General features: G+C 71.3%; 26 protein-coding genes. 16 read left to right on the top strand and 10 right to left on the bottom strand.

Annotation, left to right across the window (positions count from 1 at the left end; genetic code table 11):
- Positions 1-5 precede the first annotated feature (5 nt).
- The 3 genes from DFJ66_RS08190 to eat form a co-directional block, all read right to left on the bottom strand.
- Positions 6-869 carry a 3-hydroxybutyryl-CoA dehydrogenase gene (locus tag DFJ66_RS08190; protein ID WP_121219495.1) on the bottom strand — a complete coding sequence of 288 codons (864 nt, stop codon included), beginning with the start codon at positions 867-869 and terminating at the stop codon, positions 6-8.
- Positions 870-998: 129 nt separating this feature from the next.
- Complete coding sequence (locus DFJ66_RS08185) at positions 999-3257, bottom strand: cellulose binding domain-containing protein (protein ID WP_121219493.1); 2259 nt, start codon at positions 3255-3257, stop codon at positions 999-1001.
- Positions 3258-3358: 101 nt separating this feature from the next.
- The gene (eat, locus tag DFJ66_RS08180) at positions 3359-4771 is read right to left on the bottom strand and encodes an ethanolamine permease (protein WP_121219491.1); all 1413 of its coding nucleotides are present in this window, start codon (positions 4769-4771) and stop codon (positions 3359-3361) included.
- Between the two features lie 171 nt (positions 4772-4942).
- On the opposite strand from eat, the gene DFJ66_RS08175 reads away from it, so the two are divergent.
- The 5 genes from DFJ66_RS08175 to DFJ66_RS08155 are packed head-to-tail and all read left to right on the top strand — an operon-like array spanning position 4943 to position 9794.
- Positions 4943-6283 carry a glutamine synthetase family protein gene (locus DFJ66_RS08175; protein ID WP_121219489.1) on the top strand — a complete coding sequence of 447 codons (1341 nt, stop codon included), beginning with the start codon at positions 4943-4945 and terminating at the stop codon, positions 6281-6283.
- A complete protein-coding gene (locus tag DFJ66_RS08170) occupies positions 6264-6956 on the top strand; it encodes a gamma-glutamyl-gamma-aminobutyrate hydrolase family protein (protein ID WP_121219487.1) in 693 nt (230 codons plus the stop codon). The genes DFJ66_RS08175 and DFJ66_RS08170 overlap by 20 nt, the downstream gene beginning before the upstream one ends.
- Positions 6953-8311 (top strand): aldehyde dehydrogenase family protein, encoded by a 1359-nt coding sequence (locus DFJ66_RS08165; protein WP_121219485.1) that lies wholly within the window; start codon positions 6953-6955, stop codon positions 8309-8311. Before DFJ66_RS08170 ends, DFJ66_RS08165 begins: the two co-directional genes overlap by 4 nt.
- Before the next feature lie 14 nt (positions 8312-8325).
- Entirely contained in the window at positions 8326-9093 is a 768-nt protein-coding gene (locus DFJ66_RS08160; protein WP_121219483.1) for a 3-oxoacyl-ACP reductase, read from the top strand.
- Positions 9093-9794, top strand: coding sequence for a FadR/GntR family transcriptional regulator (locus DFJ66_RS08155; protein ID WP_121230842.1), 702 nt, complete (start codon positions 9093-9095; stop codon positions 9792-9794). Before DFJ66_RS08160 ends, DFJ66_RS08155 begins: the two co-directional genes overlap by 1 nt.
- A gap of 6 nt (positions 9795-9800) precedes the next feature.
- Here the strand turns inward: DFJ66_RS08155 and DFJ66_RS08150 are convergent, their stop codons facing one another.
- A complete protein-coding gene (locus DFJ66_RS08150; protein ID WP_121219481.1) occupies positions 9801-10160 on the bottom strand; it encodes a hypothetical protein in 360 nt (119 codons plus the stop codon).
- Between the two features lie 138 nt (positions 10161-10298).
- On the opposite strand from DFJ66_RS08150, the gene DFJ66_RS08145 reads away from it, so the two are divergent.
- Together DFJ66_RS08145 and DFJ66_RS08140 are read left to right on the top strand one after the other, a co-directional pair.
- Complete coding sequence (locus DFJ66_RS08145) at positions 10299-10526, top strand: helix-turn-helix domain-containing protein (RefSeq protein WP_121219479.1); 228 nt, start codon at positions 10299-10301, stop codon at positions 10524-10526.
- On the top strand, positions 10513-11169 hold the full coding sequence (locus tag DFJ66_RS08140) for a Clp protease N-terminal domain-containing protein (protein ID WP_121219477.1): 657 nt from the start codon (positions 10513-10515) through the stop codon (positions 11167-11169). The genes DFJ66_RS08145 and DFJ66_RS08140 overlap by 14 nt, the downstream gene beginning before the upstream one ends.
- Here the strand turns inward: DFJ66_RS08140 and DFJ66_RS08135 are convergent.
- Positions 11143-12027, bottom strand: coding sequence for a LysR family transcriptional regulator (locus DFJ66_RS08135; RefSeq protein ID WP_121219475.1), 885 nt, complete (start codon positions 12025-12027; stop codon positions 11143-11145). The genes DFJ66_RS08140 and DFJ66_RS08135 overlap by 27 nt on opposite strands.
- A gap of 80 nt (positions 12028-12107) precedes the next feature.
- Here DFJ66_RS08135 and DFJ66_RS08130 point away from each other — a divergent pair, with 80 nt between their 5' ends.
- Positions 12108-13046 (top strand): YncE family protein, encoded by a 939-nt coding sequence (locus DFJ66_RS08130; protein WP_121219473.1) that lies wholly within the window; start codon positions 12108-12110, stop codon positions 13044-13046.
- On the opposite strand, the gene DFJ66_RS08125 is transcribed toward DFJ66_RS08130, so the two are convergent.
- Positions 13043-13921, bottom strand: coding sequence for a LysR family transcriptional regulator (locus DFJ66_RS08125; protein ID WP_121219470.1), 879 nt, complete (start codon positions 13919-13921; stop codon positions 13043-13045). The two genes, DFJ66_RS08130 and DFJ66_RS08125, sit on opposite strands and share 4 nt — an antisense overlap.
- A 79-nt stretch (positions 13922-14000) precedes the next feature.
- Between DFJ66_RS08125 and DFJ66_RS08120 the strand changes: the two genes are divergently transcribed.
- From DFJ66_RS08120 to DFJ66_RS08080, 8 genes are all read left to right on the top strand, one after another.
- Entirely contained in the window at positions 14001-14816 is an 816-nt protein-coding gene (locus tag DFJ66_RS08120; RefSeq protein WP_170199203.1) for a TIGR03619 family F420-dependent LLM class oxidoreductase, read from the top strand.
- A gap of 62 nt (positions 14817-14878) precedes the next feature.
- Positions 14879-16894 carry a threonine--tRNA ligase gene (thrS, locus tag DFJ66_RS08115; protein ID WP_121219460.1) on the top strand — a complete coding sequence of 672 codons (2016 nt, stop codon included), beginning with the start codon at positions 14879-14881 and terminating at the stop codon, positions 16892-16894.
- Positions 16891-17433 (top strand): HIT family protein, encoded by a 543-nt coding sequence (locus tag DFJ66_RS08110; RefSeq protein ID WP_121219458.1) that lies wholly within the window; start codon positions 16891-16893, stop codon positions 17431-17433. The genes thrS and DFJ66_RS08110 overlap by 4 nt, the downstream gene beginning before the upstream one ends.
- Before the next feature lie 178 nt (positions 17434-17611).
- On the top strand, positions 17612-18451 hold the full coding sequence (locus DFJ66_RS08105) for a helix-turn-helix domain-containing protein (protein ID WP_121219456.1): 840 nt from the start codon (positions 17612-17614) through the stop codon (positions 18449-18451).
- A 644-nt stretch (positions 18452-19095) separates the two neighbouring features.
- Positions 19096-19704 carry a phosphatidylinositol phosphate synthase gene (gene pgsA, locus DFJ66_RS08100; protein ID WP_121219454.1) on the top strand — a complete coding sequence of 203 codons (609 nt, stop codon included), beginning with the start codon at positions 19096-19098 and terminating at the stop codon, positions 19702-19704.
- Entirely contained in the window at positions 19701-20633 is a 933-nt protein-coding gene (locus tag DFJ66_RS08095) for a phosphatidylinositol mannoside acyltransferase (protein WP_121219452.1), read from the top strand. Before pgsA ends, DFJ66_RS08095 begins: the two co-directional genes overlap by 4 nt.
- Entirely contained in the window at positions 20630-21748 is a 1119-nt protein-coding gene (locus DFJ66_RS08090) for a glycosyltransferase family 4 protein (RefSeq protein WP_121219450.1), read from the top strand. Before DFJ66_RS08095 ends, DFJ66_RS08090 begins: the two co-directional genes overlap by 4 nt.
- A 223-nt stretch (positions 21749-21971) precedes the next feature.
- On the top strand, positions 21972-23012 hold the full coding sequence (locus DFJ66_RS08080) for an NUDIX hydrolase (RefSeq protein ID WP_121219448.1): 1041 nt from the start codon (positions 21972-21974) through the stop codon (positions 23010-23012).
- A 123-nt stretch (positions 23013-23135) separates the two neighbouring features.
- Here the strand turns inward: DFJ66_RS08080 and DFJ66_RS08075 are convergent, their stop codons facing one another.
- The 4 genes from DFJ66_RS08075 to DFJ66_RS08060 all read right to left on the bottom strand — a co-directional run bounded on the left by DFJ66_RS08075 (position 23136) and on the right by DFJ66_RS08060 (position 26164).
- Complete coding sequence (locus DFJ66_RS08075) at positions 23136-23510, bottom strand: PH domain-containing protein (RefSeq protein WP_121219447.1); 375 nt, start codon at positions 23508-23510, stop codon at positions 23136-23138.
- Positions 23507-24043 (bottom strand): DUF4240 domain-containing protein, encoded by a 537-nt coding sequence (locus DFJ66_RS08070; protein WP_121219445.1) that lies wholly within the window; start codon positions 24041-24043, stop codon positions 23507-23509. Before DFJ66_RS08070 ends, DFJ66_RS08075 begins: the two co-directional genes overlap by 4 nt.
- A 67-nt stretch (positions 24044-24110) precedes the next feature.
- Positions 24111-25091 (bottom strand): aldo/keto reductase, encoded by a 981-nt coding sequence (locus tag DFJ66_RS08065; protein ID WP_121219442.1) that lies wholly within the window; start codon positions 25089-25091, stop codon positions 24111-24113.
- A gap of 77 nt (positions 25092-25168) precedes the next feature.
- On the bottom strand, positions 25169-26164 hold the full coding sequence (locus DFJ66_RS08060) for a TIGR03842 family LLM class F420-dependent oxidoreductase (protein WP_121230840.1): 996 nt from the start codon (positions 26162-26164) through the stop codon (positions 25169-25171).
- Between the last annotated feature and the right edge of the window lie 4 nt (positions 26165-26168).

The raw sequence follows: 26168 nt of genomic DNA, 5'->3' as shown, positions 1-26168 counted from the left end.
GCGGGTCAGCGGGAGTAGTTGTGGAACCCGCGGCCGCTCTTCTTGCCCAGCAGGCCGGCGTCGACCATGCGCAGCAGCAGCGGCGGCGGCGAGTACAGGGGCTCCTTGAACTCCTCGTACATCGACTCGGCGATCGCCTTGGTGGTGTCCAGGCCGATCAGGTCGGCCAGGCGCAGCGGACCCATCGGGTGCGCGCAGCCCAGCACCATGCCGTTGTCGATGTCCTCGGCGGAGGCGAAGCCGGACTCCAGCATCCGGATCGAGGACAGCAGGTACGGGATGAGCAGGGCGTTCACCACGAACCCGGCCCGGTCCTGCGACAGGATGACCTCCTTGTGCAGGACACCGGTCACGAACGCCTCCGCGCGCTGCTTGGTCTGCTCGCCGGTCAGCAGCGACGGGACCAGCTCGACCAGCTTCAACACCGGGACCGGGTTGAAGAAGTGCACGCCGATGACCTGCTCGGGCCGGCTGGTGGCCATGCCCAGCTTCATGATCGGGATCGAGGAGGTGTTCGAGGCGAAGATCGCCCGGCGGTCCTCGACGACCTTGTCCAGCGCGGCGAAGACCTCGGTCTTGACCTGCTCGTTCTCCGCGACGGCCTCGACGACCAGGTTCCGGTCGGCGAAGTCGGCGAGGTCGGTGGTGAACCGGAGTCGCTCCAGTGCGGCGTCCCGGTCCTCGGCGCTGAGCTTGCCGCTGCGCACGCCCTTGCCGAGCGAGGAGGCGATCCGCCCCCGCGCGGCCTCGGTGGCGTCGTGGCTGACCTCGGAGACCAGCACGTCGAGGCCGGCCCGCGCGCACACCTCGGCGATGCCGGACCCCATGAGCCCGCCACCCACCACTCCAACACGTTGAATGTCACTCACGCCCTGGATCCTGCCAGGGCGGACCTCACGCGCACATCTCCACCAGGAGGGCGACCGGCCAGTAGGTTCCCCGGCCGGCCGCCCGTCCCGCCGACGATCTTCCACCCAGCGGGGTAGTTGACCGGTCGTCTACTGGCCGCAGGGGGAAGCGTTGACCGTGCAGTCGAGCGGCACGCCGGTGCCGGTGACGCCGAAGCCGAAGTCGGTCGACGCGCCGAGGGCGAGGGTGCCGTTGTAGGGCTTGTTGGTCAGGGTGTAGTGGCTGCCGTTCCGGGTCACGTCCGCTCGCCAGGCGCTGCCGAGGGTCGTGCCGGGCGGGAGGTCGAACTCGACGCGCCAGGAGGTGACCTGGGTGGGGCCGCCGTTGGTGATCACGTACTGGCCGTTGTAGCCGGTGGACCAGACGTTGGTCTGCGCGAACCTCGCGGTCAGCCCGCCGGTCGGGGGCCTGGTGGTCGTCGTGGTGGTCGAGGTGGGCGGAGTGGTGGTGGTTGTGGGCGGGGTCGTGCCGGTGGACTTCAGGAACAGGGACGGGCCGGGATCGGTCAGAGCGGTGTGGACGCCGGAGCCCGAGTAGTCCAGGGTTTCGCGCTTCGCCCAGTCCGGGATCGGCACCCCGGCTTGCGCGAGGTGCTGGTAGCCGGTGCCGTTCCAGCCGAACTGGTAGACCGTCGACCGGTTCGCGTAGTACGGCACGAAGGCGCCACCCGGTGCCGTCTGCTTCCACAGGTCGTTGTTGAAGAACACGTTCTGCGGCCCCGACGCCCCGGACCACTTCACCGCCTTCTTCCCCGCGCCCCACCAGATCGGGTACCACGTGCTGTCGTCCGGACCGCCGCCGCCCTCCTCGCCGCAGTTCGCGGTGCACGAGCCCGACCGGTGCTCGAACGGCACGCGGACGGTGTTCAGCTCGAACAGGTTGTGCCGCTCCCACCCGCCGTGCAGGTTGAGGTCGCTGTCGAAGTCGTTGCCGATCACCACGTTCTTCGACGCCGACCACTGGAACGTGAAGTGCCGCAGGTTCCGGGTCGTGTTGCCGGCGTACAGGCTGTCCCACACCCGGCTCCCGCGCAGGTACCCGTTGCCGCCCTTGCCCTTGTTCCACGAGCCGTCCAGCGTGTTGCCGACGACCTGGATGTTCTTGGCCTCCTCGGTCACGATCGGGTGCGACCCGGTCATCTCGATCCGCATCCCGCGCACCCACGAGTCGGCCGCCCACTTGAAGACGATCCCGTGCATCGAGTACTCCGGCGCGATGTTGCCGTAGTTGTGCACGGCGTCGGCCCGGGTGACCGAGTACGTGCCGCCGCCGAGCTTGGGCAGGCCGTCGAGCTCCAACCCGAAGGAGAAGTTCTCGAACCCGACGCCGACGACCGGGTCCACCAGCGGGCTGGCCTTGCTCGCGTACACCGACCCGTCGATGGGCGCGGAACCGTCCGAAGTGGAGTCGACCGGCAGGTCGAACTCCAGCGGCGTGTCCAGGGTGATCTGCCCGGACCCGACCGCTACGACCCGGTGGAGGCGTTGTCGCATGTGCAGGTTCTGCAACGGCCAGTCGGTGGGCAGCGCCTGCTGCTCCTCGTAGAACTTCAGGCTGTTGGCGGCCCGGATGTTCACCAGCCCGCCCACGGTGAACCCGGTCGTGCGCGAGACCCGGACGACGGTCTCACCCTTGCGCGAGGGCGCGGACAGCGTGACGCCGGCCTTCCAGTGCACGTTCACCGTGCCCTTCACCAGGTCGGCCCGGTTGGGTTCGGTGCACGTGCCGGCGTACGCGCTGTGCACCTGCCGGCTCTGCACGCGGAACAGCCCGCGTCCCGGCCACAGCCAGCCGCCCTTGGGGCCGCCGCCGCACGTCATGCCGTCCTCGTCCCAGTCGCTGCCGTCCGGGGTGAGGGTGTCGTAGCGGGTGTTGACGTCCGGCCGGTAGGCGATCCGGGTGCCGGTGGACCCGCGCAGGGTCAGGAAGTCGGCGTCCACGAACAGTTCCCGGGTCACGTCGAGCGTGCCCGGCGGCAGGGTGATCAGGGACAGGGTGGTGTACCCGGCGGTGGGGGAGCACGACGTGCGGATGGTGTCGATCGCGGACTGGAGGCCGGTCGTGTCGTCCACGCCGTCGTCGGGGCGCACACCCAGCGCGGCCAGTTCCTCGGGCGTGATGCGGCAGGCCGCGTTGGAGGTGTAGTCGCTGTCGCCGGGGAGGTTCTGCCCGCCCCGGTAACCCGCCTTGCTCCAGTCGGGCAGGCCGGGCAGGGCAGCGCGGCGGTTGGCGGGGCTCAGGTCCAGACCGGTCTGGGGGTCGGCGGCGACCCCGGTGACCACGAAAACGGCGGAGAAAGCGATGGCCGCGAGCGTGGCGGCGCTCGCGGCTAACGCGCGGATCTTCATGGGGGCTCCTACGGGACTCGTCCGTAGGCGGCGGTTGCCCGGGAGGTTATTCGGGACTGGTCTAGACCGTCAAGCATGTGGACGGAGTTCAGGTATGCGAATCAGCCCAGTTCGCGCTCGGCCTGCTCGATGGCCGCGAACTCCTCCTCCGGCGCGGACGCGACCAGGTGGTGGCGGCTGTAGAACCAGAAGTAGGCCAGGGCGACCACCACGATCCCCGCCGTGATGCCGGCGGCCAGCTCGTCCACGAAGAACGTCGCCACCACGGCCGCCACCGCCAGCACCAGCGCCACGCCCGTGGTGATCACGCCGCCGGGCGTCCGGTACGGCCGCTCCAGGTTCGGCTCCCGCACCCGCAACACGATGTGCGACAACATCATCAGCACGTACGACAGCGCCGCCCCGAACACCGCGATGTTGATGAGCAGAGCGCCGTTCTGCGTCACCGAGGCCAGGACGAACCCGATCGCGCCGGGCACGATCAGCGCCAGGTACGGCGTCTTGCGCTTGCCGGTCCGCGACAGCCACCGCGGCAGGTACCCGGCGCGGGACAACGCGAACAGCTGCCGCGAGTAGGCGAAGATGATCGAGAAGAAGCTCGCCACCAGACCGGCCAGACCCACGTAGTTCACCACCTGCGCAAGCAGGTTGTCCCCGCCGTACGCGGCCCGCACGGCGTCGGGCAGCGGGTTGTTCGACCCCTTCAACGCCTCCGACCCGGCCCCGCCCGGCGCGAACACCAGGATGGCCCCGGCGAACAGCAGCAGCGCCAGCATCGCGCCGATGATCCCGCGCGGCATGTCCCGCTTGGGGTCGCGCGCCTCCTCGGCGGCCAGCGGAACGCCTTCCACGGCCAGGAAGAACCAGATCGCGAACACCAGCGCGCCCAGCGCCCCGGTCACCCCGAACGGCAGGAACGACCCGCCGCCGATGTCGAACAGCTTGTCCGCGTCGAACTTGGGGACCATGCCGATGACGAACGCCAGCAGCGCCACCACGGCGATGCCGGTGATCACGAACATCAGCCGCAGCGCCTCGCCCACCCCGTACAGGTGCACGCCGACGAAGATCAGGAAGCACACCAGGTACACCGGCCACGCGTTGGTCAGCCCGAACAGGCCGAGCGTCTCGACGTACCCGCCGATGAACACGGCGATGGCGGCGGGCGCGATGGCGTACTCGATGAGGATGGCGATGCCGGTGGCGAACCCGCCCAGCGGGCCGAGCGCGCGGCGGGCGAACCCGTAGCCCGCGCCCGCCACGGGCAGCGCGGCGGCCAGTTCGGCCAGGCCGAACACCATGCACGTGTACATGGCGCCCATCAGCACGGTGGCGACCAGGAGGCCACCCCAACCGCCCTCGGCGAGGCCGAAGTTCCAGCCGGCGAAGTCGCCGGAGATCACGTACGAGACACCGAGTCCGGCCAGCAGGACCCAGCCCGCCGCCCCGCGTTTGAGCTGTCGGTGCTCCAGGTACTCGTCGCCCACCTTCTCGTACTCGACGTGCTTCGCCATCTGCGCTCCCTAATGGGTTAGTTGCGCTCCTTTGAAGGTGGTTGAGGGTGGCGTGCTCCTGACCCTGGTGTCAATGGGGGGATTGAGTGAAGGCGGGGCTGGTGCGTTCGGGCCGGGGCTGCCAGGATGGGGCGTCCAATGGCTCGCAGTCATACCTTTGGAGGTCGCCGGATGCTCAGTGTCGACGAGTTGCGCGTGCTGGTGGACGCCGGTGAGATCGACACCGTGCTGGTGGCGATCGTGGACATGCAGGGGCGCTTGCAAGGCAAGCGCTGCGCCGCGCGCTACTTCCTCGACGAGGTCGTCGCGCACGCCGCCGAGGGCTGCAACTACCTGCTCGCGGTGGACGTCGACATGAACACCGTCGCCGGGTACGCCATGTCGTCCTGGGACAAGGGCTACGGCGACTTCGTGATGAAGCCCGACCTGTCCACCCTGCGCCGCGTCCCGTGGCACGAGGGCACCGCGATGGTCCTGTGCGACATCGAGTGGGAGAACGGCGAGCCCGTCGTCGCCTCGCCCCGCCAGATCCTGCGCCGCCAGCTCGACCGGCTCGCCGAGCGCGGGTTGCAGGCGTTCGTGGGCACCGAACTGGAGTTCATCGTCTTCGACGACACCTACGAGGACGCCTGGCGGCGCGGGTACCGCGACCTGACCCCCTCGAACCAGTACAACGTCGACTACTCCCTGCTCGGCACGGCCCGCATCGAGCCGCTGCTGCGCGCCATCCGCAACCACATGGCCGGCGCGGGCCTGGAGGTCGAGTCCGCCAAGGGCGAGTGCAACCCCGGTCAGCACGAGATCGCCTTCCGCTACAAGGAAGCGCTGGTCACGTGCGACAACCACAGCATCTACAAGACCGGCGCCAAGGAGATCGCGTCCCAGCACGGGAAGTCGCTGACCTTCATGGCCAAGTACAACGAGCGCGAGGGCAACTCGTGCCACATCCACCTCAGCCTGCGCTCGGCCGACGGCGAGCCGGTGTTCGCCGAGGGGCACGACATGTCCGGGCTGATGAAGTCCTTCCTGGCGGGCCAGCTGGCCGGGCTGCGCGAGCTGACCTACTTCCTCGCGCCCAACGTCAACTCCTACAAGCGGTTCGTGCCGGGCAGCTTCGCGCCGACCGCCGTGGCGTGGGGCCGCGACAACCGGACGTGCGCGCTGCGCGTGGTCGGGCACGGCCAGTCCCTGCGGTTCGAGAACCGGGTGCCCGGCGGTGACGTCAACCCGTACCTGGCGGTGGCGGCGCTCATCGCGGCCGGGCTGCACGGCGTGGAGAACGACCTCCAGCTGGAGGACGCGTTCGAGGGCAACGCCTACGGCTCGGACCGGGCGACCGTGCCGACGACCCTGCGCGACGCGGCCTCGCTGTTGGCGCAGAGCGAGATCGCGCGCGAGGCGTTCGGCAAGGACGTCGTGGACCACTACCTCAACGCGGCCCGGGTGGAGCTGGCCGCCTACGACTCGACCGTCACCGACTGGGAGCGCATCCGTGGCTTCGAACGGCTCTAGGCCGCTCATCGGGATCAGCACCTACCTGGACCGGGCGCGGTTCGGCGTGTGGGACGTCGAGGCCGCCGTGCTGCACCGGGACTACCTCGACTCCGTCGTCCGCGCCGGCGGGCAGCCCGTGCTGCTGCCGCCGGTGGGGGAGTGGACCGACGTGTCCTTCCTGGACGGGCTGGTGCTGGCCGGCGGGGCGGACGTGGACCCGGCGCTCTACGGCGCTGCCCGCGATCCTCGTACGGGTCCGGCGGCGGTCGAGCGGGACGCCGCCGAACTGGCGTTGGCCCGCGCGGCGCTGGCGGCGGACCTGCCGTTGCTGGCGGTGTGCCGGGGGATGCAGATCCTGAACGTGGCCCTGGGCGGCACGTTGGTCCAGCACGTGGACGGGCACAACGTGACCCCGGCGGTGTTCGAGAAGGTCGACGTCACCGTGTCGGGCGGCCGGCTGGCCGCGGTCGTCGGGTCGACGGTGTCGGTGATGTGCCACCACCACCAGGCGCTGGACGTGCTGGGGGACGGTCTCGTGGTCACCGGTCGCGCGCCGGACGGGGTGGTGGAAGCGGTGGAGCTGCCGGACCGGCGGTTCGTGGTGGGTGTCCAGTCGCACCCGGAGGCGAGCCGGGAGGACCGGGTGTTCGGTGCGTTCGTCGAGGCGGCGAGGAAGGGTGGCGGCGAGTGACTGCCTTCGAGGTCATCAACCCGGCGACGGCGGAGGTCGTGCGGTCGGTCGAGCTGGCGTCGGTCGAGGAGACCGACGCGGCGATCGCGCGGGCGCAGGCCGCGTTCCCGGCGTGGAAGGCGGTCGCGCCGGGCGACCGGGCGCGGTTGCTGCGCCGGTTCGCCGACAAGGTGGACGGGGCGATCGAGGAGCTGGCGGCGTTGGAGGTGCTCAACGCCGGGCACACCATCGGCAACGCCCGCTGGGAGGCCGGGAACGTCCGGGACGTCCTGCACTACTACGCCGCCGCGCCGGAACGGCTGTTCGGGCGGCAGATCCCGGTGGCGGGCGGCTGGGACGTGACGTTCCAGGAGCCGCTGGGCGTGGTCGGCGTGATCGTGCCGTGGAACTTCCCGATGCCCATCGCCGGCTGGGGTTTCGCGCCCGCGTTGGCCGCCGGGAACACCGTGGTGCTCAAGCCCGCCGAGCTGACCCCGTTGACCGCGCTGCGGTTGGCCGAGCTGGCGCTGGAGGCGGGCATCCCGGAGGACGTGTTCCAGGTGCTGCCGGGGGCCGGACCGGTTGTGGGGCAACGGTTCGTCACGCACCCGGCGGTGCGCAAGGTCGTGTTCACCGGGTCTACTCGGGTCGGCAAGCAGATCATGGCCGGGTGTGCCGAGCAGGTGAAGCGGGTGACCCTGGAGCTGGGCGGCAAGTCGGCCAACATCGTCTTCGCCGACGCGGACCTGGAGCAGGCGGCGGCCACCGCGCCCTACGGCGTGTTCGACAACGCGGGCCAGGACTGCTGCGCGCGGTCGCGGATCCTGGTGCAGGCCTCGGTGTACGACAAGTTCATGGAGCTGCTGGAGCCCGCCGTCAAGGGTGTCGTGGTCGGCGAGCCCGGTGACGAGAAGACCGAGATGGGGCCGCTGATCTCGGCCACGCAGTTGGCACGGGTGTCGGCTTACGTTCCCGACGACGCTCCGGTGGCGTTCCGGGGTTCCGCGCCCGATGGACCCGGGTTCTGGTTCCCCCCGACGGTTCTCGCGCCCGTGTCGCCGCGCGACCCGGCGGCGGTGGACGAGATCTTCGGGCCGGTGGTGGCCGTGATCCCGTTCGCCGAGGAGGAGGACGCCGTGCGGCTGGCCAACGACAGCGAGTACGGGCTGTCCGGGTCGATCTGGACGCGGGACGTGGGCCGGGCGCTGCGGGTGTCGCGGGCCGTCGAGGCCGGGAACCTGTCGGTGAACTCGCACTCGTCGGTGCGGTACTGGACGCCGTTCGGCGGGTTCAAGCAGTCCGGGCTGGGTCGGGAGCTGGGTCCGGACGCGCTGGGACCGTTCACCGAGACCAAGAACGTCTTCATCGCTCATTGATGATTGGGAGAGACATGGCACAGCGACTGGACGGCAGGGTGGCCGTGGTCACCGGCGGCGGCAGCGGGATCGGCCTGGCCTCCGTGCGCAGGCTCGCGAGCGAGGGCGCGCGGGTGGTCGTCGCGGACCTCGACGCGGGCACCGGCAAGGCCGCCGCCGACGAGGTGGACGGGCTGTTCGTGCAGGTGGACGTGACCGACGAGGAGCAGGTGTCGGCGCTCTACCAGACCACGGTCGACACGTACGGGTCGGTGGACATCGCGTTCAACAACGCGGGCATCTCGCCGCCGGACGACGACTCGATCCTCACCACCGGCATCGAGGCGTGGGACCGGGTGCAGAAGGTCAACCTGACGTCGGTGTACCTGTGCTGCAAGTACTCCATCCCCCACATGCTGGAGCGGGGCAAGGGTTCCGTGATCAACACGGCGTCCTTCGTGGCGACGATGGGCGCGGCCACGTCCCAGATCTCCTACACCGCCTCCAAGGGCGGCGTGCTGGCGATGAGCCGGGAACTGGGCGTGCAGTTCGCACGGCAGGGGGTGCGGGTCAACGCCCTGTCGCCCGGACCGGTCAACACGCCGCTGCTGCGGGAGCTGTTCGCCAAGGACCCGGAGCGGGCGGCGCGGCGGCTGGTGCACGTGCCGCTAGGTCGGTTCGCCGAGCCCGAGGAGATCGCGGCGGCGGTGGCGTTCCTGGCCAGCGACGACTCGTCCTTCATCACCGCGTCGAACTTCCTGGTGGACGGCGGGATCGCGGGCGCTTACGTTACCCCGCTGTGATGATGCCCTTGCAGGACGCGTTGTTCCGCCCGGTCCGGGCGGGCAACGCGTTCGAGGAGACCGTCGAGCGGCTCATGCAGGCGATCCGGCTGGGCGTGGTCCCGCCGGGCGAGCGCCTGCCCGCGGAACGGGAACTCGCGACCCGGCTGGGTGTCAGCCGGGTGACGCTGCGCGAGGCGATCCGGTCGTTGCAGGACGCCGGGTACGTCGAGTCGCGGCGCGGCCGGTACGGCGGGACGTTCGTCAACACCACGTTGCCGGCGGTCTCCCCGGGACGTCCGATCGCGACTCCGGAGCTGCTGGACGCCCTCACCCTGCGCGCGGTGCTGGAGGCCGGTGCCGCCGAGTGCGCCGCGTCGCGTTCGCTGGGTCCCGCCGAGCGCCGCAACCTGGGTGCCCGGCTGACCGAGTGCTCGTGCGCGGCGCTGGACGAGTACCGGCGCAAGGACTCCCGGCTGCACCTGGCGATCGCGGAGTCCACCGGCTCGGCGTCCCTGACCGCCGCGATCGCCGACGTGCGGATGCGGGTGAACGAGCTGCTGGACCGCATCCCGCTGCTGCCGCCCAACCTGGCGCACTCGAACGACCAGCACGAGCGGATCGTGACGCACATCCTGGCGGGCGACCCGGAGGCCGCGCGGCGGGCGATGGCCGAGCACCTGGACGGCACGGCCTCCCTGCTGCGCGGCTTCCTGAGCTAGACGTCCTCAGCGGTCGCGGAAGTCCCGGAACTCGCGGCCGTGGCCCCGGTCGTCCAGGCGGGAGTGCCCCGGCCGGTCGAACCCGGCACCCCGCCGGTCGTGCCCGCGGTCGTGGTCGAGCAGGGCGACGAACCCACCGCCGAGGACCAGCCCGAGCAGCCCGACCGCGACCAGTTGGGTGGCCCGGTGCCGTGCGAACCTGCCGACCGCCGCACCTCGGCGGGGCGGCGTGGGGTGGTCGGCCGCGGGAGGTGCAGCGGGTGGTGGCTCGGCTCCGGCCGCGTGAGCTTCGGCGGGCTGCTCGGCGGTCGGCCCGGCCGGGGTCGGCTGGTCCGGCGTGCCCTCGGGATGCGGCTGGTCTGGCATGGCGGTGCTCCTGTGCTCATGGGTGTGCTCCACCAGCCTCCGTCCTGTTCCTGAGCAGATCCTGATGGCCGGCTGTGAATCCGCTGTTGGTCGTCAGCATGTGTTGACGACCGCCGATCGTCAGCATATGTTGACGGCATGTCCACCATCGCCGATCTCGGCCAGGCCGCGCAGGGGACCGACCCCGACGCCGGGTTGCGCGCCGTGGCCCGGCTCCGGGTCCTGGTCGAGCAGCTGGAGGCCGCGCACGTCGCCGCCGCCCGCCGTGCCGGCTGGTCGTGGCGCGACATCGCCACCCGCCTCGGCGTCACCAAGCAGACCGTGCACCGCAAGTACGGACGGAGTGAGCCCGATGTTCCGCGCTGATCCCGAACTCGACCGCGCGGTCGGCCGCGCCCTCGTCCTCGCCCGCGACCTCGGCCACCCCCGCACCGGCAGCGAACACCTCCTGCTCGCCCTGACCCACCTCACCGGGCACGCCGAGGCGATCCGCGAGGCCGTCGACCAGGCCGCACCGCTCGGCGCGGGCGCGGCGGCGGACCGGGCCGCGCTCAAGACCCTCGGCATCGACTTCGACCAGCTCATGGCCGGTGTCCGCCTCGACCGACCACCCGCCCGCGAGCCGTTGTTCCCGCTCGGCGCGGCCAAGGCCCGTGCCCGCTGCGCCCGACTCGACCCGCCGCTGGGCCTGGACGCCCAGGCCGCCTTCGAAGCCTCCCTCCGCTTCGCCCTGGCCCGCCGCGAACGCCGGCACGGCCCGGAACACCTGGCGCTGGTCCTGGTCGCGCTCGACCCCGGCGTGGCGTGGGTCCTCGACACCGCCCGCGTCGACCGCACCGCTCTCGTCCACGACCTGGCCCGCCGGTTCCCGCCGCCGCGCCGCAACCCGGTGCTGCGCTGGGAAAGGCGCCTGGGCAGCGCGATCCGCCACCGCGACCTGGTCGCGCGCTACCAGCGCACCACGGGCCGCACGACGACCTCCTCAGTGGCCGCCTTCATCACCGACTAGCACCTCCCGCACCAACCCGCGCAGCCACCGGTGAGCGGCGTCGGCGTCGTTGCGCGGGTGCCACGCCATGCCGATCGACACCGCGGGCAGGTCCAGCGGGATCTCGAACGTCGTCAAGCCGGGGAACGGGGTGCCGGCCGGCGCCAGCGTCACCACGTCGTGCACGGCGGCGAGCGACAACGCCGCCGAGTACGACGGCACGGACGCCACCACCCGCCTCGACAACCCTTGCCGCGCAAGCACTTCGTCGACCGGCCCGGACAACCGCCCCCGCCGCGACACCGTCACGTGCGCCGCCGCCGCGAACCGCCGAACCGTCACCCGTCCCCGCGCCAACGGGTGCGACGGCCGCACCGCCCCGACCATCCGCGTGGTCAGCAGCGGTTCCACGCGGGTCTCCGGGTCGACGTGGTCCAGCACGCCGATCTCCAGGTCCACCCGCCCCTCCCGCAACGCCGGCGTGCCCTCCAAGCTGTCGGGCAGGAACCGGAACACCACGTGCGGCGCAACGGCGTGCGCGCGTTCCAACAGCCGTCCGGCGAGCCGCGAGGCCAGCAGGTCCCCGGTCTGCAAGGCGAACGTCCGCCGCAGCCCACCGAGGTCGGCCACCGGAGCCGGTGCCAGCAAAGCCTTCGCCTGCTCCACCACCGCCCGCACGGACTCCCGCAACTCGACCGCCCGCGGCGTGGGCACCAACCCCCGTCCCGCCCGCACCAGCACCGGATCGCCCAACACCCGCCGCAGCCGCCCCAACGTCCGACTCATGGCGGGCGCGGACGTCCGCAGCCGCTCCGCCGCACCGGTCACGCTGCCTTCCTCCAGCAACGCGTCCAACGCCAGCAACAGGTTCAAGTCCACCGGTCGATTATCACCAGTGGAAAGAGTCCTTGCCACGATTGCACTGGTGGTAATCCACGCTCGTCCCTAGCGTCGATGCCATGACCGATCAGTTGGCAGTCGCCTGTCAGGACGCATCCACCATCACCTTCTTCACCACCGACACGTGGGAACCCACGACCGTGCTGGACGTCGTGGCCCAACCCCACGAACTCCTCTTCGACCACGACCGCCGGTTGCTGCTGTGCAGCCACGCCTACCGCTCGGGCTTCTACGGCGACTTCACCGAACGCGCCCACGAGATCAGCCTCATCGACCCGGACACGCACCAGGTCGTGGACGTGATCGACGTCCCGCACGCCCCGCACGGCCTTGCCCTCAAGGACAACCTGCTGCACGTCAGCGTCGAGGCCTCCGAGCACGAGGAGGGCGGCATCGTCGTGGTGGACCTGGACAAGCGGAAGGTGGTCGACCGCTTCGACGTCCACGCCGGCGGGCCGCACTGGGTGACCCTCAACGGGGACAAGGCCTACACGTCCAACAAGGAGGCCCGTTTCGTCACGTCGGTGGACCTGGGGACCAAGGCCACCGAACGCATCGAGGTGCCGGGGAGCGAGGGGATCGCCTCGGACGGCCGCCGGTACGTCTACGTGTCCACGCCGGTGCTCGGTGCGCAGGGCGTGGACCGGGGCGTGCGGGTGATCGACACGGAGGTGGACCGGGTCGTGCGCATCCTGCCGACCGAGGAGTACCCCATGCCCGTGCACGTGACGGGCGACCTGGTGCTGGTGGGGGAGAATTCGCTCTCGGGCAACGGTTTCCTGTCCGTGTTCCGCGACTTCGAGCGCGTTGCCCGGATCGAGGTCGGCCGCTTCCCGTTGACGTTGGAGTCGAGCCCGGACGGTCGGGTGGCGTACGTGTCCAACCTGATGAGCGGCACGGTGTCCATTGTGGATCTCGCCGGGTTGGCGGTGGTGAAGGAGCTCGACCTTGCCACACCCGGCACCGCCGGTCCTCACGGCCTCGCGTACCTGAGCTAGACGCGGAGCCGGGCCGCCGCGTCTCGCAGGGCGTCCGTGAAGGGGTGTGTCGTGTCGTCCGTCCGGGTCGCGATGACGACCGTGCGCCTGGCCTGCGGGTCCCGCACCCGCACCAGGGCCACGTCCGGCCGCACGGACGGCGCGGCCAGGCCCGGCACCAGGGTCACGCCCAGCCCGGCGGCCACGAGCCCCAGCTTGGCCGTCCACTCCCGCACCGCGAACTCCACCTTCGGCGGGTCCGGCCAGGCGCCCAGGAAGGTGTCGCTGGGGTCGTGGCTGCCCGCGATCCACCGCTGCCCGGCCAGGTCCGCCAACCCCACGGCTCCCCGTCCCGCCAGCGGGTGGTCACGGGAGACCGCGAGCAGCAGCACGTCGTCCAGCAGCGGTTCGAACGCCAGACCTTCCTCGGCGGGCACGTCGGGCGAGGTCGCCACCACGGCGACGTCCACGGTCCGGGCCCGCAGTCGCCGCAGGTGGGTGGGGGTCAGGCCCTCGCGCAGCACGACCTCCGACCCGGGGTGGGCGGCCCGGTAGGTCGCGATGGCGCGGGGCACGAGGGCCGCGACCGCGGTGGGGAACGCGCCGACGCGCAACCGGCCCCGCGAGCCGCGCACGCCGTCCAGGTCGCGGCGGGCCGCGTCGAGCTGGTCGAGGACGGTGTCCGCGTGCCGGCGCAGGAGGTGACCGGCGGCGGTCAGGCGGACGCCCCTCGCCGTCCGCTCGAACAGGGGCACGCCCGCCGCCGCCTCCAGGGCGGCCACCTGGCGGGACACGGCCGACTGCGTGTAGCCCAGGGCCTCGGCGGCGGAGGTGAAGGTGCCGCGGGTCGCCACCTCGCGCAGCACCCGCAGGCCGACCAGCGTGAACTCCGGCATGGAGGTATGCCTACCACGCATGGGTCGTGTTCCGGACTGTCATTTGTCGCATGGCTGGGGTGAACCTACGTTCGGAGGCATGAAGATCGGCCTGTTCGGCATCAACATGGGTCCGTGCGCGGAGCCGGGAGCGCTCGCCAAGATCGGCGGGCTCGCCGAAGACCTCGGGTACCACCGGCTGTGGGTGGGCGAGCACGTCGTGGCCCCGTCGCCGCGCGTGCCGCCGTCCCCGGTGGACCCCGACCTGCCGATCCTGGACCCGTTGCTCGCCCTCGCCCACCTGGCGGCCGTCACCCGTCAGATCCGGCTGGCCACCGGGATCGTGATCCTGCCCCAGCGCAACCCGGTCGTGCTGGCGAAGGAACTGGCCACCCTGGACGTGCTCAGCGGCGGCCGGCTGGACCTCGGCGTCGGCGTCGGCTACCTCGAACCGGAGATGGCGGCGGTCGGCGTGCCCATGGCCGGGCGAGGGGCGCGGGCCGACGAGTACCTGGCGGCCATGAAGGCGCTCTGGGAGATGCCCGAGCCGGCGTTCCACGGCGAGCACGTGTCGTTCCGCGGGGTGGACGCCCATCCGAGACCGCGGCAGACACCCGTTCCGGTGTACGTCGGTGGACACAGCGTGACCGCCCACCGCCGTGCGGCCCGTCACCAGGGCTGGTACGGGTTCATGCTCGACCGGCAGCAGACCGCCGAGCAGGTCGCCGACCTGCCCCGGGACATCGAGCTGGTGGTGACCCCGTCCGAACGGCTCGACCCGGACGTGATCGCCGACTACGCCGAGCTGGGCGTGCACGAACTGGCGGTGTGCCCGCCGGTGCGGCCCGGCGTCGGGGTGGACGCGTGGGAGGAGTTCGTGCGGGTGAACGCACCGACAACCCATGTCGGCCGATAAGCGCTGGGTGAGCACCGATAACATCTCGGGGAAAGGCACCAACCGCGACCCGAGGAGTCACCGTGTCCCAGTCGAGCCCCGCAGCCGCTCTCGCCCCACCGCGCGTGGTGGTGCCGGCCGGGACCACTGCGGGCACGGCCGTCCGGGAAGCCGGGCTGCCGGGCAAGGGCCCCGACGCGATCGTCGTCGTCCGCGACGCCGAGGGCCACCTGCGCGACCTGTCGTGGGCGCCGGAGGTGGACGTCGAGGTCGAGGCGGTCGCCGCCGACACGCCCGAGGGCCGCAGCGTGATCCGGCACTCCGCCGCGCACGTCCTCGCCCAGGCCGTCCAGCAGCAGTTCCCCGAGGCCAAGCTGGGCATCGGCCCGCCGGTCAAGGACGGCTTCTACTACGACTTCCAGGTCGACAAGCCCTTCACGCCCGAGGACCTGCAGGCGCTGGAGAAGCGCATGAAGCAGATCATCAAGGGCGCGCAGCGGTTCGACCGGCGGGTCGTGGAGTCCGTCGACGCCGCCAAGGCAGAGCTCGCGAACGAGCCGTTCAAGCTGGAGCTCGTCGACATCAAGAGCGATGTGGACACCGCCGAGGTCATGGAGGTCGGCGGCGGCGAGCTGACCATCTACGACAACCTCGACCCGCGCTCGGGCGAGCGGGTGTGGGGCGACCTGTGCCGCGGCCCGCACGTGCCCACGACCAAGCACATCCCGGCGTTCAAGCTCACCCGCGTGGCCGCCGCGTACTGGCGCGGCAACGAGAACAACCCGCAGCTGCAGCGCATCTACGGCACGGCGTGGGAGTCCCAGGAGGCGCTGGACGCCTACCTGGAGCTGCTGGCCGAGGCCGAGCGCCGCGACCACCGCAAGCTCGGCGTCGAGCTGGACCTGTTCAGCTTCCCCGACGAGCTCGGCTCGGGCCTCGCGGTGTTCCACCCCAAGGGCGGCATCATCCGCCGGGAGCTGGAGAACTACTCGCGCCGCCGGCACGAGGAGTCCGACTACGAGTTCGTGAACACGCCGCACATCAGCAAGAGCGGCCTGTTCCACACCTCCGGGCACCTGCCGTACTACGCGGACACCATGTTCCCGCCCATCGAGTTCGAGGGCGAGGACTACTACCTCAAGGCCATGAACTGCCCGATGCACAACCTGATCTTCAGGTCGCGCGGGCGGTCCTACCGCGAGCTGCCGCTGCGGCTGTTCGAGTTCGGCACGGTCTACCGGTACGAGAAGTCCGGCGTGGTGCACGGCCTCACCCGCGTGCGCGGCCTGACGATGGACGACTCCCACATCTACTGCACCAAGGAGCAGATGCCGGGCGAGCTGCGGTCGCTGCTCAAGTTCGTCCTCGACCTGCTCGCCGACTACGGCCTGACGGACTTCTACCTGGAACTGTCCACCCGGGACGACTCGCCGAAGTTCATCGGCGACCCGCAGGAGTGGGAGGACGCCACCGAGTCGCTGCGGCAGGCGGCCCTGGACTCCGGGCTGGAACTGGTCCCCGACCCGGGCGGCGCCGCGTTCTACGGGCCGAAGATCTCGGTGCAGGCCAAGGACGCCATCGGCCGGTCGTGGCAGATGTCGACCATCCAGCTGGACTTCAACCAGCCCAAGCGGTTCGAGCTGGAGTACACCGCGCCGGACGGCTCGCGGCAGCGGCCCATCATGATCCACCGGGCGCTGTTCGGGTCCATCGAGCGGTTCTTCGGCGTGCTGACCGAGCACTACGCGGGCGCGTTCCCGGCGTGGCTGGCCCCGGTGCAGGTGGTCGGCATCCCGATCGCCGACGAGCACGTCCCGCACCTGGAGCAGGTGGCGGCGGCGTTGAAGGCGCAGGGCATCCGCGTCGAAGTGGACGCCTCCGACGACCGCATGCAGAAGAAGATCCGCAACCACACCACGCAGAAGGTGCCGTTCATGCTGCTGGCCGGCGCCAAGGACGTGGAGAACGGCGCGGTGTCGTTCCGGTTCCGCGACGGCACGCAGATCAACGGCGTGCCGGTGGCGCGGGCCGTGGAGACCATCGTGGACTGGGTGGCGCGGCGCGAGAACGCCTCGCCCACGGCGGACCTGGTCCAGTGACGCCGCGGTACGAGGAACAGGACGGGGTCGGGGTCCACGACGCACTGCAGCGGCTGTGGACCCCGCACCGCCTCTCCTACGTGCGCGGCGAGGGCAAGGCGGTCGGCGACGAGCCGGAGGGCTGCCCGTTCTGCCGGGTGGTCGAACTGGACGACGCCGACGGCCTGATCCTCGCGCGCGGCGAGCGGGTGTTCGCGGTGCTCAACCTGTACCCGTACAACCCCGGGCACCTGATGGTGCTGCCGTACCGGCACGTCCCGGACTACACGGACCTGACGGTGGAGGAGACGGCCGAGTTCGCCGCGTTCACCCAGCAGGCGATGCGCGTGATCCGGGCCGTGGCTTCGCCGCACGGGTTCAACATCGGCATGAACCAGGGCGTCGTGGCCGGGGCCGGGATCGCGGCGCACCTGCACCAGCACGTGGTGCCCCGCTGGGGCGGCGACGCCAACTTCATGCCGGTGATCGGGCACACCAAGGTGCTGCCGCAGCTGCTGGGCGAAACCCGGCAGTTGTTGTCCGAGGCGTGGCATTTGTGATTCGCCGTCAGTGGTAATCGCACGTGCAGGTGCAATGGCGCTTGTGCTTGCTTGTGCCCTCTTGTGTCGTGCTTGTGTCGTGAATCACGGGCACAATCGGGGTTGATCACCGAGTAACCGGCAGTATTCCCTGTGTGGCCGATCGTCACGGACCGCGTTCATCGATAACGTGCGTTTCATGACCGCACCTGAGCGTTCGCGGCTGGCCCGAGAACGGCTCTCGCGCGAGTTACGCAGGCTGCGCACGGAGGCCAAGATGACCGGCACGGCCACCGCGCGGGCGACCGGGATGAGCCAGTCCAAGCTGTCCAAGATCGAGAACGGCATGCTCCTCCCGTCCGTGACCGACGTGGAGCGCCTGGTCGCCGAGCTGTCGGCGACCCGCGAGACCAGGCTCGAACTGGTGGAGCTGGCCCGCCAGCTGCACGCCGAAGCCGAGACGAGGAGGGTCGTCCTCCACCGAGGCGCCCACCGCCACCAGCAGACGGTGGCCCGCATCGAGGCCCGAGCGACCACGAGCCGCTTCTTCCAGAACGCCGGCGTACCCGCGCTGCTGCAGAGCGAGAACTACCTGAGGGTGGTCCTGTCGGCGACCCCGGCACACGAGCAGGAGACCGCCGTGGCGACCCTGAGGAGTCGCCGGGCGAGGATGGACGACCTGGGCAAGCGCTTCGTGTTCCTGCTGGCCGAGGCGGCGCTGCGGTGGCGGATGGGGTCGGCGGACCTGATGTGCGAGCAGATCGACCACCTGCGGGGCCTGATGCGGCGGCCGAACGTGCAGCTGGGGGTCGTGCCGTGGACTGCGGACGTCAACACGGTCGCTCTGCACGGGTTCCAGGTGTACGACGAGCGGGTCGTGACGTTGAGCGTGTTGACGGGGAACGCGACCATCACGGACCCGCACGACGTGCGCGAGTACTTGACGCTGTTCAACCGGCTGGAGCGGTTGGCCATGCGGGGGGAGCAGCTGGAGGACCTGCTGGACTCGATCGCGACGGACCACCGCAAGCTGGGCTGAACCGGGCGGGGTCGGCTGGCTGCGTCGCGCTGCGTCGGGCGGGTCGGCCGGCTGGTCGGGTCGGCCGGCTGGGTCGGGGGTCGGGCCGGGTCGGCTGGTCGGGTCGGCCCGCGGGGTCGGGGGTCGGGCGGGGTCGACTGGCTGAGCGGCGCAGGTCGGGCTGGTGCGGGGCGGTGCGGCGGCGTGTGGCCGCGGCGTTGTCGACCGGTGCGGGGCGGTCCGGCGACTTCCGGAAGGCCGATGGTCGCCACGGCACACCGCGCACAAGCCAGGGCGGCGCTACCGCCGCCTCGCGGCTCCGCCGCGCGCGACTTCGTCGCCGGCCCCTGCCGCACCCCGCAAGTCCCTCCCCCGACCGCCGGCTGACTGCCCACCACTCCACCGTCGCTTGCCGGCCCTCCCTCGCCCACCCGCCTCCGCCGGCCTTCCCATTTCGGGTGGTGCTTCGCCGGCTGTTCTCGGTGGTTTGTCGGTGGGGCGTGGGATGATGGTGTCGGGGGCCGGAGGCCGGGCGCTGGGGTGTTCGTGCTGGTCGTGGCCGACACGACACGGATCTTGCGGCTACCGCGTCGGCTTGTGGTGAGCTGGGCCGTTAGGCTGCCCGGGACCCAGTCGTCCCCACCGGTAGGTGCAGTCGCCGCCCCATGCTGAACATCTTCGCCCGCGCGTCGGTCTCGCGCGTCACCGATCCGATCGGGGCGTGGCTGCTGCGCCGCGGCCTCACGCCGAACGTCGTCACGGTCGCCGGGACCGTGGGGTCCGTTGCCGCCTCGCTGTGGTTCATCCCGCGCGGGATGTTGTTCGTCGGGGCTGCCGTGGTCACGGCGTTCGTCCTGTTCGACCTGATCGACGGCGCGATGGCGCGGGCGCAGGGCGGTGGGACGAAGTTCGGGGCCGTGTTGGACGCCAGTTGTGACCGGATCGCGGACGGGGCCCTGTTCGCCGCCGTGGCGTGGTGGTGCTTCGGGGCCGGGGAGAAGGGGCTGGCCGCGGCCGCCCTGGTGTCGCTGGTCGGGGCGCAGGTCATCTCGTACGTGAAGGCGCGGGCGGAGGCGTCGGGGCTGTCCGCTGACGGCGGCGTGGCCGAGCGGGCCGAGCGGTTCATCGTCGTGCTGGTCGGGGTCGGGCTGCACGGGTTGGGCGTGCCGTACATCCTGCCCGTGGCGCTGTACCTGCTGGCCGCGCTGGTCGTGGTCACGGTCGTGCAGCGGGTGGTGGCCGTGTGGCGTGCCGCGAAGGAGCTGGGGACATGAAGGAGCGGCTGGCCGACCTCGGGTACGCGGCGGGGTGGCGGCTGGTGCGGTTGCTGCCCGAGCGGGTGGCGGTCGCGCTGTTCGACCGGGGTGCCGACTTCGCGGCCAAGCGGGGCGGTGGTGGGGTCCAGCAGTTGCGCGCGAACCTGCGTCGGGTGGTGCCGCAGGCCGGCGAGGCGGAGCTGGACGAGCTGGTCCGGCTGAGCCTGCGGTCCTACGCGCGGTACTGGCGGGAGGCGTTCCGGCTGCCGTCGATGGATCTTGCGGCCGCGTTCGCCGAGTGTGACCGGACGATCAGCGGCGTCGAGAACCTGGACGCGGCGCTCAAGGCGGGCAACGGCGCGGTGGCCGCGCTGCCGCACTGCGGCAACTGGGACATGGCCGGTGTGTGGCTGGTCGGTCACGCCGGCTCGTTCACCACCGTCGCCGAACGGCTCCAGCCCGAGTCGCTCTACCAGCGGTTCATCCGGTTCCGGGAGTCCCTGGGCTTCGAAGTGCTGCCGCTGACCGGCGGCGAGCGCAACCCCGCGGTGGTGCTGTCGGAGCGGCTGCGGGCGAACAAGGTCGTGTGCCTGCTCGCCGACCGCGACCTGACCGCGGGCGGCGTGCCGGTGACGTTCTTCGGCGAACGCACCCTCATGCCCGCCGGCCCCGCCCACCTGGCCGCGACGACCGGCGCCGCGCTGCTCCCGGTCGGGTTGTGGTTCACCGACGGGGGCTGGTCCTTCCGGATCCACCCGCCGATCCGGGTCGCGGGCACCGGTGGTGTCGGTCCGGCGACACAGCAGTTGGCGGACGTGTTCGCCGCGGACATCGCCGCGCACCCCACCGACTGGCACATGCTCCAGAAGCTGTGGCTCGCCGACCTGCCCGAGAGCAGGCAGAAGGCGCTGCAACGGGTGCTGGCCCGCAGGGAGGGCACCCGGTGAAGGTCGGCATCGTCTGCCCGTACTCCTTCGAGGTCCCCGGAGGGGTGCAGGCGCACGTGGTCGACCTGGCACGCGCCCTGCGGTCGCTGGGGCACGAGGTCGAGGTGCTGGGGCCGGCGGACGACGACACCCCCGTGCCCGAGTTCGTCACGCCCGCCGGGCGCGCGGTGAGCATTCCCTACAACGGGTCCGTGGCGCGGCTGTCGTTCGGGCCGGTGTCGTTCGCGCGGGTGCGGCGGTGGATCGCGGAGCACGACTTCGACGTGCTCCACCTGCACGAACCCACCGCGCCGTCGCTGTCGATGCTGGCGCTGATGGTCGCCGACGGGCCGATCGTGGCGACCTTCCACACCTCAACGCCCCGGTCGAAGATGCTGGCGGCGTTCCAGGGGGTGCTCCAGCCGTTCCTGGAGAAGATCACGGCCCGGATCGCGGTGTCCGCGCTGGCCCGGCGGGTGCAGGTCGAGCACCTGGGCGGGGACGCGGTGGAGATCCCCAACGGGGTGGACGTCGGGTTCTTCGCCGACGCGTCGCCCTTGGACGGCTACCCGCGACCCGGCGGGACGGTCGGGTTCGTCGGCCGGTTCAGCGAGCCGCGCAAGGGGATGCCGGTGCTGCTGGAGGCGTTCCGGGAGTTGCCGCCCGAGGTCCGGCTGCTGGTCGTCGGGCGCGGGGACGAGGACGAGTTCCGCAAGGCCGCGGGGCCGGAGTTGGCGGCGCGGACGGTGTTCCTGGGCATGGTCGACGACGAGACAAAAGCGCGCGCACTGCGCAGCGTCGATGTGTACTGTGCGCCGAACACCGGTGGGGAGAGCTTCGGGATCATCCTGACCGAGGCGATGTCGGCCGGTGCGGCGGTGGTGGCCAGCGACCTGGACGCGTTCCGCCGGGTGCTCGACGACGGCAAGGCGGGCGTGCTGACCCCGGTGGGGGACTCGGCGGCGCTGGCGGCGGCGTTGCGTGAGCTGTTGGCGGACCCGGGTCGGCGGGCGGAGTACGTGGACGCGGCGCGGCAGCGGGTCATGACCTACGACTGGGCCGTGGTGGCCGCGCAGGTGCTGCGGGTGTACGAGAGCGCGATGGCGGCCGACCCGCGGCGGGTGGGCGAGGCGTGACCGGCTCCGGTGCCCGGGGCGTGGCCGGCTGGGGTGGGCGGGGCGTGGCTGGCTCGGGTGGGCGGGGCGTGGCTGGCTGGGGTGCCCGGGGCGAGGCTGGCTCGGGTGGGCGGAGTGTGGCGGGCGGCGGTGCTCGGGGTGTGGCGGGCGGCGGTGCTCGGGGTGTGGGTGGCTCGGGTGTGCGGGCTGGGTGGGGTGTGGCTAGTTACCGGGTGGGTGGGGTGTGACCAGTTCCGGCGTGGCGTGGACGTTCCTGGTGTTGTTGGGAGTCGTGGTCCTGGTCGGGCCGTGGGTGTTGGGCACGGCGAACCGGTTGGACCGGCTGCACGTGCGCACCGACGCGGCGTGGGCGGCGTTGGACGCGGCGTTGGCGCGGCGGGCCGTGGTGACGCGGGCCGTTGCGGTGGTGTGCGGGACTGACGAGTTGCGGGCGGCGGCTGATCGGGCCGAGCGGGCCGGGCGGGCGGATCGCGAGACGGCCGAGAACGAGCTGAGCGCGCTGCTGGACGGGTTGGACCGGTCCGTGCTCGCGCCGGCGTTGGCGGCGGAGTTGGCCGACGCCGAGCAGCGGGTGGTGTTGGCGCGGCGCGTGCACAACGACGCCGTGCGGGACACGTTGGCGTTGCGGCAGTGGCGGCTGGTCCGGTGGCTGCGTCTGGCGGGGACCGCGCCGACGCCGTCGTACTTCGAGATCGCCGAGCCCGAGCACGACGTGCCGACCCAGCGCGTGTCGGCCCGGGTGGTGCTCGCCGACCGGGACGGGCGGGTGCTGCTGTTCGAGGGCTTCGACCCCGCGCGGCCGGACGAGCTGTTCTGGTTCACCGTGGGCGGTGGGGTCGAGCCGGGGGAGGAGCTGCCGGCCGCCGCCGTGCGCGAGGTGTTCGAGGAGACCGGGCTGGAGGTGTCGGCGGACGACCTCGTCGGGCCGGTGTGGAAGCGGCGGGCGGTGTTCAGCTTCGACGGGTTGAGCTACGCGGCCGAGGAGTGGTTCTTCGTGTGCCGGATCGAGACGGCGGACGTCGTGGACACCTCGCGGTTCAACGCGCTCGAGCAGCAGACCATCACCCGGCACCGGTGGTGGTCGGTGGACGAGCTGCGGGCGACCGACGACACCGTGTACCCGGTGCAGCTGGCCGAGCTGCTGCCGGAGGTGTTGGACGGTGCGCCGGGTGGTGGTGCGCCGGGTGGTGCCCCCAGCGGTGGTGCCCCGAGCGGTGGTGCTGCGAGGAACGGCTGGGACGGGATCACGCGCTCAGTCCGCTGACCTGGCCCGTGTGTCCCCCCGTCCCGCACTCCTTGTTTACGGGACGCGCGAGTCGTCGGTTGGTGCCGAGATTGACATGTCGCACGATCGGGTGATGGCGGAAGGGGCCTCCAGAGGACTCGGTCAGAGGACGAAGGTGGCGATCATCTGGCCCAGCAGGCGCACGTCGGCGTGCCCGCGGAACTCCAGGCGCACCTTGCCCAGGCCGGAGAACCACAGGTCCAGTTCGGCGTCCATGTCGAACGTGCCCGCCGTCTCGATGGAGAACGCCTGCACGCGGCTGTAGGGCAGGGACGTGAAGTCCTTCTTCCGCCCCGTCATGCCCTGCACGTTCACGGCGATCACGCGCTTGTTCGTGAACACCACGAAGTCGCGCACCGTCTTGAAGCACGACACGATCTGCTCGCCCTGGATGAGGATCGGGGACACCTGGCCCGCGATGTCCTCGGGCTTGCACGGGGCGAGCTTGAACACCGACGCCTTCTCGAAGTCGATCACACCTCCGACGGTACCTCCGCTCCCGCCCAGCCGGCCCGGTTCGCGCCGGATTCCCGGGAGATCCCCGACCCGGTCTCCGGGAAGTCCCCGAACCGCTCCTGGTGCAACTGGGCGAAGAAGTAGCAGAAGTCCTCGGCCTCCGCGTCACCCACCGCCAACCGCGGGTCGCGCGCGACCGCCTCGTAGAACTCCCGCCCCAGCACGACGATGAACCCGCGCGCGTAGAGGAAGCCGTCGTCGGACCCGTCTGTGTGGTCGTGGACGTCGGCCCGGTCGATTTCGTACAGCTTCCGCTCGGCCACCCGGTCCAGTGCTGTCAGCTCCGCGCTCGACAACTCCGCGCACAGCTCGGTCAGCCGGTCGAGCACGCCCTCGACCTGCTCCTCCAGCACGGCGGCGTGGTCGAACCCGTCGTCCTCCTCGGGGTCGCGCTCGACCAGCGCGCGCCGCGCCGCCGCCGCATCCGGCCCGGCACCGGCCCACGACTCTTCCAAAAACGCCCAGAACCGGGCCTCGTCCTCAGTGGTGATCATGTGGAGCACGGTAGCGACGGGGTACGACAATTCCGGGGGTTCCGCCGGCGAAGAACTTCCGAGAAGTTCAGCCGTTGACGAAGGTGAGGCTCGTTTCGTCGTAGCGGGCGCCGGCGACCTGGGCGGCGGCCCCGTCGAGCACCACCAGGTCGTCCGCCGACAGCTCCACGGTCAGCGCCGCCAGGTTCTCCTCCAGGTTGCGCTGCCGCCGCGTGCCCGGGATCGGCACCACGTCCGCGCCCCGGTGCTGCACCCACGCCAACGCCAGCTGACCTGCGGTGATCCCCTTCGAAGCAGCCAGTTCCTCCAGCACACCGACCACCGCCAGGTTCCGCGCCAGGTTGCCCTCGGCGAACCGGGGCTGGCTCCGCCGCACGTCACCGAGAGCGAACGAGTCGGCCGACCGGTACCGCCCGGTCAGGAACCCCCGCCCCAGCGGCGAGAACGGCACCAGGCCGATCCCCAGCTCCCGGCACACCGGCACGACCTCCGCCTCCACGTCCCGGGTCCACAACGACCACTCGCTCTGCAACGCCGAGATCGGGTGCACCGCGTGCGCCCGCCGGATCGTCGCCGCGCTCGCCTCCGACAACCCGAGGTGCCGCACCTTGCCCAGCCGGACCAGCTCGGACATCGCCGACACGGTCTCCTCGATCGGCACCGCCGGGTCCACCCGGTGCAGGTAGTACAGGTCGATGTGCTCGACCCCCAACCGCCGCAACGAGTCCTCGCACGCCCGCCGCACGTGGAAGGCGTCCCCGCGGATGACGGTCGGCTCACCGAGCCGGTTGGCGAAGCCGAACTTCGTGGCCACCACCACCTCGTCCCGCCGCCCGGCGATGGCCCGTCCGACCAGCTCCTCGTTGTGCCCGGACCCGTAGAAGTCGGCGGTGTCCAGCATCGTCACGCCCAGGTCGAGCGCACGGCGCACCGTCGCCACCGACTGGTCGTCGTCGCTGGCGCCGTAGCCGTGGCTCATGCCCATGCACCCGAGTCCCTGGGCGGAAACGACGAGGTCGCCGAGCTGTCGAGTGGGAATGCGCGTCATGTTCTGCCTCCTGTGGTGGACCTTCCACCACAGGACGCTAAGAACTGGAGCGCGCACCAGGTCAAGTCGGCGCCGGGTCAAGTCACGTGCGGGATGACCTCGTTCCCGTACGCGGTCAGGGTTTTCTCCTTCTCGTCGTGCATCAGGTACAGGGCGAAGTTGTCCACCCCCAATTCCTTCAGCTCCTGGAGCCGTTCCACGTGCGCCGAGGCGGGGCCGAGCAGGCAGAACCGGTCCACGATGTAGTCGGGCACGAAGTCCGTCGAACGGTTGCCCGCCTTGCCGTGGTGGGAGTAGTCGTAGCCCTCCCGGTCCTTGATGTAGTCGGTCAACGCCTTCGGGACCACGCCCTCCGCGCCGTACCGCGCCACCAGGTCGGCGACGTGGTTGCCCACCATCCCGCCGAACCACCGCAGCTGTTCCCGCTGGTGGGGCAGGTCGTCACCGACGTAAGCCGGCGCGGCGACGCACATGGTGATCTCCGCCGGATCGCGCCCACAAGCGACCGCCGCCGAACGCACCGACCCGATGGTCCACCGCGCGATGTCCGGGTCGGCGGTCTGGAGGATGAACCCGTCCGCCTGCTCGCCGACCATCCGCAGGGCGCGCGGACCGTAGGCGGCCATCCACATCTCCAGCTTCCCGTCACGCACCCACGGGATGCGCACCGGCGTGCCGTGGTGCTCGACCTCCCGGCCCTCGGCCAACCCCTTGATCACGGTCATGGCCTGCGACAGGTACGCCAGCGACGCCGGTTTCTGCCCGATGACCCGCCGCGCCGAGTCACCGCGCCCGATGCCGCACACCGTGCGGTTGCCGAACATGTCGTTCAGGGTGGCGAACAGCGAGGCCAGCACGGACCAGTCCCGGGTGCTCGGGTTGGTCACCATCGGCCCCACCACCAGCGACGACGTCCGCGCCAGCACCTGCGAGTAGATGACGAACGGCTCCTGCCACAGCACGGTGGAGTCGAACGTCCAGCCGTAGCGGAAGCCGTTGTCCTCGGCGGCTTCCAGGCCCGCGATCACGTCCCGCGCGGGCGGGTCGGTCTGCAACACGACGCCGAAGTCCACGGCC

It is taken from the genome of Saccharothrix variisporea (genome assembly GCF_003634995.1).
Lineage (GTDB): Bacteria > Actinomycetota > Actinomycetes > Mycobacteriales > Pseudonocardiaceae > Actinosynnema > Actinosynnema variisporeum.
The sequence above is the reverse complement of the archived record's forward strand: the minus strand, read 5'-3'. Positions and strand labels throughout refer to the sequence as shown.